Here is a 15,034-nt window from a genome sequence, read left to right as displayed (position 1 = left end):
CGTTGCCCATCGGCCTCGCGCGGGATTACCACCACCGGACCAGCACCGGATCCCCAGATGATCCGGCCAAGGTGACGAGAGGGAGAGCGCCATGAACCAGCGGATCGTCGCGGTGTCGGATGCCGCGCGCGGCCGGGCCTATATCGACGAGGCCAAGTATCAGGCATGGTACGAGGCTTCGATCAACGATCCGGAAGCGTTCTGGCGCGAGCACGGCAAGCGGATCGACTGGTTCACGCCGTACTCCAAGGTCAAGGAAACGAGCTTCGGCCCCGGGAACGTCTCCATCCGTTGGTTCGCGGACGGCGTCACCAACGTGGCGCACAATTGCATCGACCGGCACTTGGCCAAGCGGGGCGATCAGGTCGCCATCATCTGGGAAGGCGACGACCCCTCGGAAACCCGCCGCATCACCTACCGCGAGCTGCACGCGGAGGTCTGCCGGATGGCCAACGTCCTGCGCAACCGCGGCGTGAGCAAGGGCGACCGGGTCACCATCTACCTGCCGATGATCCCCGAGGCGGCCTTCGCGATGCTGGCCTGCGCGCGGCTCGGCGCCATCCACTCGGTGGTGTTCGGCGGCTTCTCGCCGGATTCGCTCGCCGGCCGCATCGAGGGCTGCGGCTCGCGGCTCGTCATCACCGCCGACGAGGGCCTGCGCGGCGGCCGCAAGGTGCCGCTGAAGGCCAATGTCGACGCGGCGATCGAGCGCCTGCCCGCCGACAGCGTCGACCACGTCATCGTGGTGCGCCGCACGGGCGGCGCGGTGGCGATGGACCCGGTGCGCGACGTCTACTACCACGCCGCCGCCCGCGAGGTCACCGACGAGTGCCCGGTCGCCCACGTGGACGCCGAGCACCCGCTCTTCCTCCTCTACACCTCGGGCTCGACCGGCCAGCCGAAGGGCGTCGTCCACACCACCGGCGGCTACCTCGTCTACGCGTCGATGACGCACCAATACGTCTTCGACTACCATGAGGGCGACGTCTACTGGTGCACCGCCGATGTCGGCTGGGTCACGGGCCATTCCTACATCGTCTACGGCCCCCTCGCGAACGGCGCCACGACGCTGATGTTCGAGGGCATCCCGACCTATCCGTCGATCTCCCGGTTCTGGGAGGTGGTGGACAAGCACAAGGTCACCATCTTCTACACGGCGCCGACCGCCATCCGCTCGCTGATGGGCGCGGGCGAGGAGCCGGTGAAGAAGACCTCGCGCGCCTCCCTGCGCGTCCTCGGCTCGGTGGGCGAGCCGATCAACCCGGAAGCCTGGGAATGGTACTACCGGGTGGTCGGCGACGAGCGCTGCCCGATCGTCGACACGTGGTGGCAGACCGAGACCGGCGGCATCCTCATCACCCCGCTCCCCGGCGCCACCGCCCTCAAGCCCGGCTCGGCGACGCGGCCGTTCTTCGGCGTGAAGCCGGTGGTGGTCGACGGCGAGAACAAGGTCCTGGAGGGACCTTGCGAGGGCAACCTCTGCATCGACGATTCCTGGCCGGGCCAGATGCGCACGGTCTGGGGCGATCACGAGCGCTTCGTGCAGACCTACTTCTCGACCTTCCCGGGCCGCTACTTCTCGGGCGACGGCTGCCGGCGGGACGCGGACGGCTATTACTGGATCACCGGCCGCGTGGACGACGTGATCAACGTCTCGGGCCACCGCATGGGCACCGCGGAGGTGGAATCCTCCCTGGTCGCGCATCCGAAAGTCTCCGAGGCCGCGGTGGTGGGCTACCCCCACAACCTCAAGGGCCAGGGCATCTACGCCTACGTGACGCTGATGCAGGGCGAGGAGCCCACCGAGGCTTTGCGCAAGGAACTCGTCGCCTGGGTGCGCAAGGATATCGGGCCGATCGCCTCGCCCGACCTGATCCAGTTCGCCCCCGGCCTGCCGAAGACCCGCTCGGGCAAGATCATGCGCCGCATCCTGCGCAAGATCGCCGAGGACGACTTCTCCTCCCTCGGCGACACCTCGACGCTCGCGGATCCGGGGGTGGTCGACGACCTGATCGAGAACCGGCAGAACCGCGCCGAGTGACGCTCCCGCCTCATCCCGGCGCCTCCGCGGCGCCGGGATGAGGCATAGATCGTTCGACTCAAGAACCGCCATGGCTCAAGGATAGCTTGGCTTTTCGACGCCGACCAGCGACGACAACCTTCGTCGCATTGAGCGTTTTTTCAGAACAATCGCACTGGTCACGGCGCATGAATCGCGTCAAACGCCCCGGCTGACCGTATCCGCGCCGTGGATTGCGGCGCTCTGTTTGCGCATGGCGCAACAGATCATGACAACCACGACGACACGGAAGCTTCTCGGGCGTATTCTCCGGGCAGGCCGGGTCGAGCCGTGCCGCAACAGACAAGGGAGGAGCATCATGTCCGGCCCGGACACCACGCGCATTCTGCAGAACCCCAAGTTCCGCGAACTCGTCTCGGAGCGGACGCGGTTCGGCTGGGTGCTCTCCGGCGTGATGCTGGGGATCTACCTCGGCTTCGTCCTGCTCGTGGCCTTCGCCAAGGGTTTCCTCGCCATGAAGATCGGGGCGGGCGTGACCTCGCTCGGCATCCTGCTCGGCGTCGCCGTGATCCTGTCGGCCTTCGTGCTCACCGGGATCTACGTGCAGCGCGCCAACGGCCGCTTCGACGATCTCACCCGCGACCTCAACCGGGACCTCGCCCGATGATCCGCCTTCGTCTTCCCCTGGCCGCCGGCGCGCTCCTGGCCACCGGCACGCTCCTGGCCACCGGCACGCTCTTGGCCACCACCGCCCATGCGGCCGGTCCCGATCTCGGCGCCGTGCAGAAGCAGGGCCTGAACTGGGCCGCGATCGGCATGTTCCTGCTGTTCGTGCTCGGCACCCTCGGCATCACCTACCGGGCCGCGGCGCAGACCCGCTCCGCCGCCGACTTCTACGCCGCCGGCGGCGGCATCTCGGCCGGCCAGAACGCGCTCGCGATCGCGGGCGACTACATGTCGGCCGCCTCCTTCCTGGGCATCTCCGGCCTCGTCTTCTCGTCGGGCTTCGACGGGCTGATCTACTCGATCGGCTTCCTGGTCGGCTGGCCGATCGTGCTGTTCCTGATCGCGGAGCGCCTGCGCAACCTCGGCAAGTTCACCTTCGCGGACGTGGCCTCGTTCCGGCTCGACCAGACCCGGATCCGCATCCTCTCGGCCACCGGCACCCTCGTCGTCGTCGCCTTCTACCTGATCGCCCAGATGGTCGGAGCGGGGAAGCTGATCCAGCTCCTGTTCGGCCTCGACTACCTCTACGCAGTGGTGCTCGTCGGCATCCTGATGATCGTCTACGTGGCCTTCGGCGGCATGAAGGCGACGACCTGGGTGCAGATCATCAAGGCCTGCCTGCTGCTCGCGGGGGCCTCGTTCATGGCCATCGCGGTCCTGTGGCGCTACGGCTTCAACCCGGAGGCGCTGTTCGCCGCCGCGGTGCAGGACCACCCGAAGCACGATGCCATCATGGCGCCGGGCGGCCTCGTCACCGATCCGATCTCGGCCATCTCGCTCGGCATCGGCCTGATGTTCGGCACCGCCGGCCTGCCGCACATCCTGATGCGGTTCTTCACGGTCTCGGACGCCCAGGCGGCCCGCAAGTCGGTGTTCTACGCCACCGGCCTGATCGCCTATTTCTACATCCTCACCTTCATCATCGGGTTCGGTGCCATCACCTTCCTGATGAACGATCCGAGCTACTTCAAGCTCGGGGCGGACGGCGCCTACGACCGGGTCAGCGGCCTGATCGGCGGCTCCAACATGGCGGCGATCCACCTCGCCAACGCCACCGGGGGCGCCCTCTTCCTCGGCTTCATCTCGGCGGTGGCCTTCGCGACCATCCTGGCGGTGGTGGCGGGCCTGACGCTCGCCGGCGCCTCGGCGGTGAGCCACGACCTCTACGCCCAGGTCATCGCCCGCGGCCGCACCACCGAGCAGAAGGAGGTGCGCCTCTCGAAGCTCTCGGCCGTGGCGATCGGCATCGTGGCGATCGTGCTCGGCTACGTGTTCGAGAACCAGAACGTCGCCTTCATGGTCGGTCTCGCCTTCGCGGTGGCGGCGAGCTGCAACTTCCCGGTCCTGGTGATGTCGATCCTGTGGAAGGGCACCACCACGACGGGCGCCCTCGTCGGCGGCCTCATCGGCCTCGTCAGCGCGGTGGTGATGGTGGTGCTCTCGAAGGCCGTCTGGGTCGCGACCCTCGGCTTCCCCGCGGCCCTGTTCCCCTACGACAATCCGGCCCTGTTCTCGATGCCCCTCGCCTTCCTGGGGATCTGGCTGGTGTCGAGGATTGATTCCAGCGCCCGGGCGCGCCGGGAGCGGGAGAGCTTCGAGGCGCAGTACGTCCGCTCCGAGACGGGTATCGGCGCCAGCGCGGCGCACGCCCACTGAAGACGATGCGCGGGCACCCGACCCGAAGGGGTCGGGTGCCCGTCCCGCTCAATACGCGTTCTCGGTCTTGAGCAGGGCGAAGGGCGTCATCGCCAGGATCTGCAGGTCGAAGAACACCGACCAGTTCTCGATGTAGTAGAGGTCGTGCTCGACGCGGCGCTGGATCTTCTCGCTGGTGTCGGTCTCGCCGCGCCAGCCGTTGATCTGGGCCCAGCCGGTGAGGCCCGGCTTGACCTTGTGGCGGGCGAAGTAGCCGTCGACGACCTGATCGTAGAGGGTGTTGGCGGCCTTGGCCTGGAGCGCGTGCGGGCGCGGCCCCACCAGCGACAGGTCCCCCTTGATCACGTTGAACAGCTGCGGCAGCTCGTCGAGGGAGGTCTTGCGGATGAAGCGCCCGACCGGCGTCACCCGCGGGTCGCCCTTGGTGACCAGCTTCGCCGCTCCCGCGTCGCTCTGCTCGACATACATCGAGCGGAACTTGTAGACCTCGATCAGCTCGTTGTTGAAGCCGTAGCGCTTCTGCCGGAAGAAGACCGGCCCCCGCGAGGTCAGCTTCACGGCGAGCGCCACCGCCAGCATGATCGGCGAGAAGGCCAGCAGCATGAGCCCGCCGACCACGCGGTCGAACAAGGTCTTCACCACGACGTCCCAATCGGCGATCGGCTTATCGTAGAGGTCGAGCACCGGCACCGAGCCGAGATAGGAGTAGCTGCGCGGACGCAGCCGCAGCTTGCTCGCATGGGCCGAGAGGCGGATGTCGATCGGCAGCACCCAGAGCTTCGAGAGCATCTGCAGGATGCGGGCTTCCGCCGAGATCGGGATGGTGAAGACGATGAGGTCGAGCCGGGTGTTGCGCGCGTAGGTCACGAGGTCGCTGACCGTCCCGAGCCGGGGATAGCCGGCGACGACATCGCCGGAGCGGCCGTTCGTGCGGTCGTCGAACACGCCGACGATCCGGATGCCGGAATCCTGCTGCCATTCGAGCGCCTTGATCAGCGCCTCGGCGGGCTCCCCTCCGCCCACGACGGCCGTGCGGCGGTCGAAGCGCCCGCGGCGCATCTGGTCGCTCACGATGATCGACAGGGTGAGCCGCTCGATCAGGAGAAGCGCGAGGCCGACGGCCCAGAACACGCCGAGCCACAGGCGCGAATAATGGTCGCCCATCTTCACGAAGAAGAGCACGGTCGCCGCGAGCAGCACGACCAGCGACCAGCCCAGCACCACCCGCAGCCCGACCGCGAAGAAGTGCCGGAACGCGCGGACCCCGTAGGTCCCGCCGACCTGCAGCACCGCGACGTTGAGGGCCGCGAGGCCGAAGATCGCCGCGAGGTAGCCGCCGTGCAGAGGGATGATGCCTCGCAGCAGGGCACGCTGCACCAGGATCCCGGTGACCGCGATGATGGCGAACTCCGCGGCGCGGACGCAGCCGGCGAGCACGACCGGCGACAGCGGGCCGCGGTCGCGCGGCGGAACGAGGTTCTCGGCGGGTGGCATCGCCATCCGCTCGCCCGTCTCGGCGGGCTGGCCGGAGACCGTCTTGAGGATGTCGCGGACGTCGAACGCAGTCATGTCGCGTCTTCCGGGTACGCGGCGCCCCGGCTCGCGGGACGATCGGGCGTTGAGGTGACCATTCTCCGGCGGGGCCGGAGTCTCTCGGGCAGGCAGCCGGCCGGCCAATGACGGCCGGCGCGGCGCGAAACTCTGCGAGGCGGGGCCTCACCGAAGCTTTAACGGGGTCGTGCCGAGCTTCCGGAAAGCGTGCCCCGCCCGAGACGCGCGCCGCGGCTCTCGCGGGCGGCGCGGTATCCGGCGATGACCCCCTCGGCCATGCGCTGCATCGAGAAGCGGGTGCGGATGAAGGCGCTCAGGCCGGCCGCCTCGTTCCGGCGCTCCTCCGGATCCTGATCGAGCTTGCGCAGGACCGCCTGGGCGAGGGACTCGACGTCGCGCGGGGGCACGAGCACGCCCGCGGCCGGGCCGAAGATCTCGGGGATGCCGCCGGCGCGCGTCGCCACCAGGGGCTGGGCGGCGGCGGCGGCCTCCAGCACGACGTAGGGCAGCGATTCCGCGAAGGACGGCACCACCATGACGGTGCCGCGGCAGAGGGCGTCGCGGATCGGCTGGGGCGGTTCGAACCGGATCACGTCGGCGAGGCCGAGGGATTGGGCGCGCGCCCGCAGGACCGCCTCGTCCGGGCCTGAGCCGACGACGAGCAGGCTGAGGCGGCGACCGAGCCCGTGCCGGATGCGGGCGATGGCGTCGAACAGCACGGTGATGCCCTTCGCCTCGCGCAGCTCGCCGATATAGACGAGGTCGTACGGCTCGGCCGCCGGCGTGATCGGCGCGAATTCGGCTGCATCGATGCCGTTCTGGACGATCCGGATCAGCCGGTCGGTGTCGCCGACGGAATCGCGGTAGCGGCCGGCGATGTAGGCGCTCTCGAACAGGAACACGTCGGTGCGCCGGGTCAGCAGCGCCTCCGCGGTCATGTAGAGGCGGTGCAGAGCGGTTCCCGGACGGTAGTTGAAGCTGCCGCCATGGGGGGTGTAGGCGCGGATCGTGTCCGCACCCGCGGGCCCGGGCACGAGCCGGGCGAACAGGCCGCCTTTCGATCCGTGGCCGTGCAGCACCGTAGGGGCCGTCCGATCGATCGTGCGCCGGAGCCGCGCCAGCGCCGCGACGTCGAGCGGGTGCGGGTTGCGGCGCATCGGGACGCGGTGGAGGCCGAGCGCGAGCCGGGGCGCCAGCGCACCGAGCACCGCCTCGGCGCGCACGCCGCCCGTGCTGGAATCGCAGAAGATGCCGACCGCGTGGCCCGCCTCGACCTGCAGGCGGGCGACGTCCAGCACGTGCCGGAACAGACCGCCGACGGGCGCGCGGAACACGTGAAGGATGCGCTCGCGCCGCGCGGGTGCAGGCTCGCCCGCACTCGGCGGCGCGGGGGGCACCGAGGAAACGGCGGAACGGAACTGGGGCGCGACCACGAATCTCTCCCAGACGGCGAATGAGCCGCAGGGTCGCCGTTTCCGGAGAAGGGACGGTCGCGTCGCCCCGCGCCCCATCGTTGTCGGGCGAGGCTCGTAGCCGGGCGGTTAAGCGCGGCCGTCTTGGGCAGCCGGTCGCGAGCGGTGGTTAAGCGGGCGTGACGCGGCCCGCATCGGCGCGCGGATCAGAACCAGCGCTCCTTGATGACGATCGTGTCGCCCGGGCGCACCGGATAGGTCATCGGGACGATGCCCGAGACCAGCCCCTCGCGGGCTTGGCGCGTCACCACGGCGTAGTCGCGCGCCGCGCGGGGTCCGAAGCCCGCCGCGATGGCGACGGCGGTCTCCACCGTCATGCCGTTCACGTAGGGGTACTGCCCCGAGGTCGTGACCTCGCCCAGGATGAAGAACGGCCGGTAGACCTCGATCTCGACGGTGACGTGCGGCTCGCGCACGAAGCCCTCGCGCAGGCGGGCCTCGATGGCCCGCGCCGCCTGGAGCGTGGTGGCCCCGCCCACCGGCACCACCCCGATCAGCGGCATGACGATGCGGCCGGCCCCGTCCACCGTGTAGAGGTTGGAGAGGTTGTCCTGCCCGAACACGATGACGCGCAGCCGGTCGCCGGAGGCAAGCGCGTATTGCCCGCCGATCGAGCCGGTGACGGCCGCGTCGAGATAATCCGTGCGGTACTCGGGATGCATGCAGCCGCCGAGCGCCAGCGTGGTCGCGAGACCGGTCAGGAAGAGGCGTCGATTCATCGCTTTCGGCCAAAGGCGTCCGATGTCCCCCGGTTTAGGCCGGCGTGGTTAATGAAAGATCACCCCGCGGCAGCCCCGTCCGCCGATGGCGCGTCCGAGTCCGGACGCTTCTTTACCGGGCAGCAACCTTAATGAGCTGTGATCAAGCCGGATCGCCCGCCTGGCGGTCCTCGGCAGCTCTCACCGCGGACGGCCCGCATGTTTCGCGTCACCCCCGTTGCCTCCCGCGCGTCGTCCGCCGGCGCCCCGACCGCTCCCCCCGAGCGGGCCGGCCTTCGCGCATGGCCGGCCGGCGAGGGTGTGGCGCTCGGCGATGTGGGCCGGCTGCTCCGGCGCCACTGGCTGGCGATCCTGCTGCCGACGCTCGCGGCCTTCGTCCTCTCGGTCGCCTTCGTGCAGGTCGTGAGCCCGCGCTACACCGGCGAGGCGAAGCTGCTGCTGGAGAGCCGCGACAGCGCGCTCACCCGGCCGCAGCAGGAGCGCGGCGACGTGGCCCAGCCCATCGACGAGCAGGCCGTGGCGAGCCAGGTCCAGGTGGTGATGTCCCGGGACATCGCCCGGGAAGCGATCAAGCGCCTCGGCCTCGTCGGCAACCGCGAGTTCGACCCGATGGTCGAGGGCGTGGGTCCGGTCCAGCGCATCCTGATCCTGCTCGGATTGCTGCCGAACCCCCTCGACCGCGATCCCGAGGACCGGATCCTCGAGAACTACTTCAACCGCCTGCTCGTCTATCCGGCGGGCAAGTCGCGCATCCTCACCGTCGAGTTCCGCGCCCGCGACCCGGAACTCGCCGCCCGCGGCGCCAACACCATCGCGGATCTCTACCTCGCCTCCCTGGCCGCCGCGAAGGTCGACACGGCGCGCTTCGCGTCGAGCTGGCTCGGCTCCAACGTCGACATGCTGCGCAGCCGCGTGGCGGAGGCGGAGGCGAAGGTCGAGGCGTTCCGCGCCCGCAACGGCCTCATCGGCGGCGTGGCCGGGACGGCCGGGACGCAGCCCATCGGCACCCAGCAGCTCACCGAACTCTCGACGCAGCTCAGCCAAGCGCGGGCCGCCCAGGCTGACGCCAACGCCAAGGCGAAGCTGATCAAGGACATGATCCGGGATGGGCGGGCCTTCGAGATCCCCGACGTCGCCAACAACGAGCTGATCCGCCGCCTCGTCGAGCAGCGCATCACCCTGCGCGCCCAGCTCGCTCTGGAGAGCCGCACCCTGCTGCCGCAGCATCCGCGCATCAAGGAGTTGAACGCGCAGCTGACCGACCTCGAAGGCCAGATCCGCGCCGCTGCCGACCGCACGATCCGCACCCTGGAGAACGACGCGCGCATCGCCGGCAGCCGGGTCGAGACCCTTCAGGCCGCCGTCGACGCCCAGCGCGACGTGGTGGCCAAGGGCAATACCAGCGAGGTGGAGCTGCGCGCCCTGGAGCGCGAGGCGAAGGTGCAGCGCGAGCAGCTCGAATCCTACCTCGCCCGCTACCGCGAGGCCGCCGCCCGGGACGCCGAGAGCGCCGCCCCGGCCGATGCCCGCGTGGTCTCGCGGGCGATCGTGCCCGACACTCCCTCCTTCCCCAAGAAGCTGCCGATCATCGGCTTCACCACCGCCGTGGCCTTCCTGCTGGCGGCGGGCGCCGTCGTGGCGCGCAGCCTCATCGCGGCGGATCCGGACGACCAGCGCGGGCGCGGGCGGCCCCGGCCCCGCAGCGAGCCGGGCTTGGCCGGCAGCCCGGCGGTGGTGCGGGCCGCCCCCGCCCCGCTCGGACGGGCGGCCGCCTCGGCCGCCGACGCCGAGCGCTTGGAAGCCGAGCCCTTGGAAGCCGAGCCCCTGGAAGCCGAGCCCTTGGAAGCCGAGCCCTTGGCGGATCCCGACGCTCCGGCATCCGAAACCGAGCGCCCCGGGAAGGCGCCTGCCGCCCCGCCGGCGCAGCCGGCCGACCCGATCCTGCAGCGGTTCGATTTCGACCTCCTGCGCCAGCGTCTCGATGCCGTCGAGACGGCCGGGGGCGGGCGCAGGCTCCTCGTCGTCGGCACTGGCACCGGGGCGGATCTCGATGCGCTCACCATGGCGCTCGGGCGCGCGCTCGCCCGCTCGGCCCGCACGGTCCTGGTGCAGCTGGACCCCGGCCCGGCGGCGGCGCCCGGCCTCACCGACGTGGTCGCGGGCGCGGCGGCCTTCGGGGAGGTGATCCGGCGCGACGACGGATCGCGCCTGCACATCGTCGGCCGCGGCGGCGAGTCCGCCGAGCTGCTGGTAAGGGAGCAGCAGGGCCTCGGCATCGCCCTCGACGCGCTGGGCCAAGCCTACGAGTGGATCCTGTGCGCGGCGCGGGATGCGCCGCAGGGCGCGACGCGTCCGCTGATCGCCTCGGCCTCCCGCTGGATGGACGCGGTCGTGATCGCCTCCGATGCGGCGCCGGACGATGCGGACCTCGTCGCCCTCTACGATCTCGCCGAGGAAGCCGGCGTTCCCGAGGTGATCGTGGCGCAGGAACTGCCGCCGGCCCCGATCGCCATGCCGATCTACCCGCTGCGGCGCTCGGCCTGAGCGCGGGCCTACGCCGCGAGGGCCAAGCCGGACCCGGCCGACCCGAAGGGCAGCAGCAGCACCTGCCGCCCCTCCAGGTCGTGCACGGTGACGCTCCAGTCCGACCAGTCGCCGCCGAAGCGGGTCCGCACGCCTTCGGCCACCCGCGCCGCCCGCAGCCGCAGCGAGTCGCCGCTCCGCACCTCCTGCCCCTCCGCATCGAGGAGGCATTCGAGCCCGTTCGTGCAGTGAAACCGATAGGTCGCCATGCGATCGGATCCTCCCGTGCCTCGGGCAATTTGTTCACATTTTGTTCTCATGTCAACGCAGTTCGAACGATCCGCGAAGCGGTGCGTTAAGTCTCCGCCGCGAGGCGTCGCCGTTCACGGCTGAGCAAGCATCTTCGCCAACCGGAACGACAGAATTCCCTGCGGATTATCGTCCCGCTTCAATGGTCACGTTCGAGGACCACAGGGATGATCAAGCAGAGTGGATGGGCCGCGGCACTGGCTGCCGCGGCGCTGGTGGCGTGCGGCCCGGCATCGGCGCGGGAGGTCGTCGTCTTCGATCCCGGTGCGTCACCGGGCAGCATCGTGGTGCGCACGGGTGAGCGCCGGCTCTACTTCGTGAACGGGGACGGCACGGCGATCCGCTATCCGGTCGCGGTGGGCAAGCTCGGCAAGCAATGGACCGGGCTCGCCCATATCGAGGGCAAGTACGTCCAGCCGGCCTGGTCGCCGCCCGCCGAGGTGAAGCGCGACAACCCGCGCCTGCCGAACGTCATCGCGGGCGGCTCGCCGCACAACCCGATGGGCGCCGCCGCCCTCACCCTCGACCGCGGAGAATATGCCATCCACGGGACCAACCGCCCGAACTCCATCGGCACCTTCGCGTCCTACGGTTGCATCCGGATGTACAATCAGGACGTCGTCGACCTGTTCAGTCGCGTTGGGGTGGGCACACCGGTGATCGTGACGCGCTGACCGGCCGGGAGCGGGACCCCGGGGAGCAGGGCCGGCCCGGTCACGCTCTCGGGCGCCGGCCTCGCGGGTGTGCCGGACCGGTGGTCCGCTGCGCGCGGGGCGCGTCGGACCATCCGACCGCGCGCGCTGACCGAGACTCCCTCAGACCTGCCCCCCGGGCTTCCCCGCCATGCGCTCCACCGGGGCCGACAGGAAACCTGCGGAACGTTGCAGGCCCTTCCATCGACGAGTATTCAGCCAATAATCTACCGAAAAGTCGGAGGAATGATTAAGCCGAAATTAGCAATTTCCGCATAGCGTAAGCGCGCGCAATCCTCCGAATAAGAAATCGATGCGTCATAGGGATAACAGCGGCGCGATCACCGTTATCGTTGCCTTGGCCCTTCCGGCCCTGTTGGCCGGCATCGGCGGAGCGATCGAGGTGTCGCGCGCGATCTCGTTCCGTCAGCGCCTGGCGAGCGCGGTCGAGCTGTCGTGCAGCCAGGGCGCAGCCTACGTGAACGCGCACAAGCCGCTGGACGTGCAGGCGACATCGGTCGCGATCACCTATCCGGAGATGGTCAAGGAGATCACCGGCCGGGTCTTCACGGCCAAGGGCATCGCGACCACGCCGGCTCCGGTCACGGACAACACCGACGTCAACGTCCACGTGGAGGCGACCCGGTCGCAGCCGCTCGTGTTCGGCAGCCTGCTCCATCAGAGCGCGTTGACCTTCACGGCGGCGAAGGATTGTGCCGTGGTCTCGACGGTGGCCGCCCGGGGCAACGGGCTCGCGCCGGTGATGCTGTTCTCGGAATCCTTCGAGGCCAGCCACAGTGTCGGGAGCAGCGCCGCCGGCTGGGACGTGCTGGGCGGCTACAACAACAACAATACCTGGAACGGCTGGACCACGCAGGGCGCCGGCATCGAGGTCGACAGCCAGCGCGCGATCGCGGTGAGCAGCGTGCTGTTCGGCAGCTACTTCGTGGAGCTCGACAGCGACTGCTCCACCGCGGCCAACCGGGGTAACCGGTCCTGCCAGTCCAATTCGACGATCTCCCGGATCTTCAATCTCACGCCGGGCGCCTATCAGGTCCGATACTGGTACTATTCGCGCCTCTCCGATGCCTCCATCGGCAGCCGCGTGATCTGCGGATCGAAGAACAGCGACGTCTCGTACTAGCATTACAGTTGCATGCGGCGTTTCAGATATGCTTCTCGGGCTGCCGCTTGATGAGCGCGTCTCCAGGCTGACCATGCAATGACGACAGCGGGCTCAATGCGTCGCTGTGCCAGCCGCATCGCCACGCGCCGGATCTCCTGGACCGACCAGGGCACCGGCGAGCGTGGCGATGAGCGCGGTTTTTGGGGGCGCGCCGTTCGCCAATCGGCGCACCCGCGCCAGCATCGCAAAGGCCAGCATCACCAGCGAGACGTGCCGGTGCCAGCCATGCCAGGAGCGGCTCTCGTTGTGGGCCAAGCCGAGTTCCGTCTTGGCGGTCTCGAAGGCGTCCTCGATCGCCCAGCGCCGGCCCTCCACCGCCACCAGCGTCGAGACGGGTGTCCCGGCCGGGCACCAGGTCGTGAAGTAGGCCAGAGCCCCGTCCGAGAGGCTGCGCCGGACCAGCAAGCCGCGCGTCCACTCGCTCTCATCGAGGGCCGGATCCACGGCGCTGGCCGGCAGGGTGGCCAGGGGCAGGTAGGCCCAGTCGAACAGGCGTGCGCCCTTCGTGCCCGCCCCAGCTGATAAGCGGACCCAGTCCGTCTCCGAGAGAGCCTTGGCGATCTCCTCGGCCGTGCCGGCAATGGGACGTTCGGTGATCCAGGACCAGAAGCTGTGTTGGCCGGTGACGCCCAGCACGTAGCCTTTGGAGGCGCGCCGCAGCGCCATCTCGATCTCGCTCACCCCGTAGACGCTGTCCGCCGCCACCCAGGCAAACGGCACCCCCGCGGCGATCGCGCGCTGGATCATCCCCCGCGCCAGCTGTGGCTTGGTCGAAAAGGCGATCTCGTCGGGAACATGCGCCGCCCGCCTACGCGCTGGATCACCGCTCCACGCTTTGGGTAGATACAGCTGACGGTCGATGAAGGCGTGCCCCTGATCCGAGACGTAGGCCGCGAACACGCCGATCTGGCAGTTCGTGATCTTGCCGGCCGAGCCCGTGTACTGACGGCCGACGCCGCACGAGGCTTTGCCCTGCTTGAGAAAGCCGGTTTCGTCGAGCACGAGGGTCGCATCTGGTGAGGCAAGCGTCTCGATCACGAGGTCGCGTACCACGTCGCGCAGAGCGTCCGCGTCCCAGTGACTGCGGCCCAGGATCGCCTGCTGACGCCAGGGCCCAGGATCCCCGGCTGCTTCCGCGCGCATCCAGCCAGTCTTGCGCCGCTCGCCCCCGAGCAGCCCATCCAGGAAGGCGTTCGCGGAGGCGGCGACACTGGGAGCGGCAAACAGCGGTCGCATGCGCTGCTTGGCCTCGCGCAGCGACGTCGACCAGAGCTCCAACGTGGTCTCCAACGAGGCTGAGGGCATCGGGCTCTCCGTCCAAAACCTTCAGATAGGCGCAACACCATGCAACTGTAATGCTAGGGCCTGTCGTCACTTGAGCCAATCGAGAGTGGCGGCCAGACAAAGGATGCCCATGAAGCTGACGGCGGTCTTTTCGTAGCGGGTGGCGATGGCCCGCCACTCCTTGAGCCGGGCCCAGAGCCGCTCGACAATGTTGCGGTTGCTGTAGATCCACTCAGGACAGGCGAGCGGGGCCTCGTTGCCCTTGGTCGGGATCGCTGGCCGTGCACCGGCGGTCCAGATCGCCTCGCGAAAACGGTGGCTGGAGTAGCCGCGGTCACCCACCACCCACTGCGGCACGCCGGGCAGTCGATCGAGCAACGGGAGAGCGTGCGGCAGTTCATGCGCCTGGCCGGGCGCGAGGCGGAACGCGATCGCGCGTCCTCGCCCGTCGGCGATCACGCAGGCCTTGGTGCCATAGCCGCCACGCGAACGGCCAAGAGCTTCACGATGGTCTCGCTCGGCTCCAGATCCCCCCTTTTGGCCGCGCCCGCCGCCTTCTGGTGAGCCCGAATGCTCGTGGCGTCGAGAAACACCATGCCGAGCGCGACGCCGCGGGTCTGCACGAGGTCGAGCAGCCGCTCCCAGACACCGGCGCGCGCCCAGCGGATGAAGACCTGGGCGGCTTGCCACCAGGGACCCAGCTCGGCCGGGATGGCGCGCCAGGAGGCGCCGTTGTGATGCCGCCAAAGGATGGCTGAGATCGTGCGGCGCAGTTCAAGGGGCGGCGTCTTGCCTTTGGGCCGGCAGGCTTCCACCAGCGGCTCCAACTCGGCCCACTGGGCGTCCGTCAGCATCGCGTCTCCTCACTCAAAGTGGGGAAACGCTCATCAGCCCAG

12 protein-coding genes are annotated in these 15,034 nt (G+C 69.5%); 6 read left to right on the top strand and 6 right to left on the bottom strand.

Annotated features, from left to right (window positions below; genetic code table 11):
* Positions 1-91 precede the first annotated feature (91 nt).
* The 3 genes from acs to ACE101_RS19035 all read left to right on the top strand — a co-directional run bounded on the left by acs (position 92) and on the right by ACE101_RS19035 (position 4,402).
* Positions 92-2,041, top strand: coding sequence for an acetate--CoA ligase (gene acs, locus ACE101_RS19045; RefSeq protein ID WP_379132678.1), 1,950 nt, complete (start codon positions 92-94; stop codon positions 2,039-2,041).
* A 337-nt stretch (positions 2,042-2,378) separates the two neighbouring features.
* Positions 2,379-2,687 carry a DUF485 domain-containing protein gene (locus ACE101_RS19040; protein WP_379132676.1) on the top strand — a complete coding sequence of 103 codons (309 nt, stop codon included), beginning with the start codon at positions 2,379-2,381 and terminating at the stop codon, positions 2,685-2,687.
* Entirely contained in the window at positions 2,684-4,402 is a 1,719-nt protein-coding gene (locus tag ACE101_RS19035) for a cation acetate symporter (RefSeq protein WP_379132674.1), read from the top strand. Before ACE101_RS19040 ends, ACE101_RS19035 begins: the two co-directional genes overlap by 4 nt.
* Positions 4,403-4,450: 48 nt before the next feature.
* On the opposite strand, the gene ACE101_RS19030 is transcribed toward ACE101_RS19035, so the two are convergent.
* The 3 genes from ACE101_RS19030 to ACE101_RS19020 all read right to left on the bottom strand — a co-directional run bounded on the left by ACE101_RS19030 (position 4,451) and on the right by ACE101_RS19020 (position 8,144).
* Entirely contained in the window at positions 4,451-5,971 is a 1,521-nt protein-coding gene (locus tag ACE101_RS19030; RefSeq protein ID WP_379132672.1) for an undecaprenyl-phosphate glucose phosphotransferase, read from the bottom strand.
* A 158-nt stretch (positions 5,972-6,129) separates the two neighbouring features.
* On the bottom strand, positions 6,130-7,350 hold the full coding sequence (locus ACE101_RS19025) for a glycosyltransferase family 4 protein (protein ID WP_379138791.1): 1,221 nt from the start codon (positions 7,348-7,350) through the stop codon (positions 6,130-6,132).
* Between the two features lie 221 nt (positions 7,351-7,571).
* The gene (locus tag ACE101_RS19020) at positions 7,572-8,144 is read right to left on the bottom strand and encodes a polysaccharide biosynthesis/export family protein (RefSeq protein WP_379132670.1); all 573 of its coding nucleotides are present in this window, start codon (positions 8,142-8,144) and stop codon (positions 7,572-7,574) included.
* 198 nt (positions 8,145-8,342) lie between these two features.
* Between ACE101_RS19020 and ACE101_RS19015 the strand changes: the two genes are divergently transcribed.
* Positions 8,343-10,688 carry a GumC family protein gene (locus ACE101_RS19015; protein WP_379132667.1) on the top strand — a complete coding sequence of 782 codons (2,346 nt, stop codon included), beginning with the start codon at positions 8,343-8,345 and terminating at the stop codon, positions 10,686-10,688.
* 8 nt (positions 10,689-10,696) lie between these two features.
* Here ACE101_RS19015 and ACE101_RS19010 read toward each other — a convergent pair whose 3' ends face one another.
* A complete protein-coding gene (locus ACE101_RS19010; protein ID WP_379132664.1) occupies positions 10,697-10,936 on the bottom strand; it encodes a DUF6894 family protein in 240 nt (79 codons plus the stop codon).
* A 207-nt stretch (positions 10,937-11,143) separates the two neighbouring features.
* On the opposite strand from ACE101_RS19010, the gene ACE101_RS19005 reads away from it, so the two are divergent.
* Both ACE101_RS19005 and ACE101_RS19000 read left to right on the top strand, forming a co-directional pair.
* Positions 11,144-11,650, top strand: coding sequence for a L,D-transpeptidase (locus tag ACE101_RS19005; RefSeq protein WP_379132663.1), 507 nt, complete (start codon positions 11,144-11,146; stop codon positions 11,648-11,650).
* A 421-nt stretch (positions 11,651-12,071) separates the two neighbouring features.
* Positions 12,072-12,812, top strand: coding sequence for a hypothetical protein (locus ACE101_RS19000; RefSeq protein WP_379132660.1), 741 nt, complete (start codon positions 12,072-12,074; stop codon positions 12,810-12,812).
* Positions 12,813-12,905: 93 nt separating this feature from the next.
* Here ACE101_RS19000 and ACE101_RS18995 read toward each other — a convergent pair whose 3' ends face one another.
* Together ACE101_RS18995 and ACE101_RS18990 are read right to left on the bottom strand one after the other, a co-directional pair.
* On the bottom strand, positions 12,906-14,159 hold the full coding sequence (locus ACE101_RS18995; RefSeq protein ID WP_379132658.1) for an IS701 family transposase: 1,254 nt from the start codon (positions 14,157-14,159) through the stop codon (positions 12,906-12,908).
* A 66-nt stretch (positions 14,160-14,225) separates the two neighbouring features.
* Positions 14,226-14,992, bottom strand: a protein-coding gene (locus tag ACE101_RS18990; protein WP_379126120.1) for an IS5 family transposase whose coding sequence is annotated in 2 segments (ribosomal slippage) — positions 14,226-14,677 and positions 14,677-14,992 — 768 coding nt in all. Because the reading frame shifts where the segments join, the coding sequence is not laid out codon by codon here.
* Positions 14,993-15,034: the final 42 nt, after the last annotated feature.

This window comes from Methylobacterium carpenticola, from assembly GCF_042748905.1.
Lineage (GTDB): Bacteria > Pseudomonadota > Alphaproteobacteria > Rhizobiales > Beijerinckiaceae > Methylobacterium > Methylobacterium carpenticola.
This window is presented reverse-complemented; position numbering and strand designations above follow the sequence as displayed.

Excerpts from the sequence above, each read along its gene's own strand:
- acs (WP_379132678.1), top strand. The coding sequence starts at position 92 with ATGAACCAGCGGATCGTCGCGGTGTCGGATGCCGCGCGCGGCCGGGCC.
- ACE101_RS19040 (WP_379132676.1), top strand. The coding sequence starts at position 2,379 with ATGTCCGGCCCGGACACCACGCGCATTCTGCAGAACCCCAAGTTCCGC.
- ACE101_RS19035 (WP_379132674.1), top strand. The coding sequence starts at position 2,684 with ATGATCCGCCTTCGTCTTCCCCTGGCCGCCGGCGCGCTCCTGGCCACC.
- ACE101_RS19030 (WP_379132672.1), bottom strand. The coding sequence starts at position 5,971 with ATGACTGCGTTCGACGTCCGCGACATCCTCAAGACGGTCTCCGGCCAG.
- ACE101_RS19020 (WP_379132670.1), bottom strand. The coding sequence starts at position 8,144 with ATGAATCGACGCCTCTTCCTGACCGGTCTCGCGACCACGCTGGCGCTC.
- ACE101_RS19015 (WP_379132667.1), top strand. The coding sequence starts at position 8,343 with ATGTTTCGCGTCACCCCCGTTGCCTCCCGCGCGTCGTCCGCCGGCGCC.
- ACE101_RS19010 (WP_379132664.1), bottom strand. The coding sequence starts at position 10,936 with ATGGCGACCTATCGGTTTCACTGCACGAACGGGCTCGAATGCCTCCTC.
- ACE101_RS19005 (WP_379132663.1), top strand. The coding sequence starts at position 11,144 with ATGATCAAGCAGAGTGGATGGGCCGCGGCACTGGCTGCCGCGGCGCTG.
- ACE101_RS18995 (WP_379132658.1), bottom strand. The coding sequence starts at position 14,159 with ATGCCCTCAGCCTCGTTGGAGACCACGTTGGAGCTCTGGTCGACGTCG.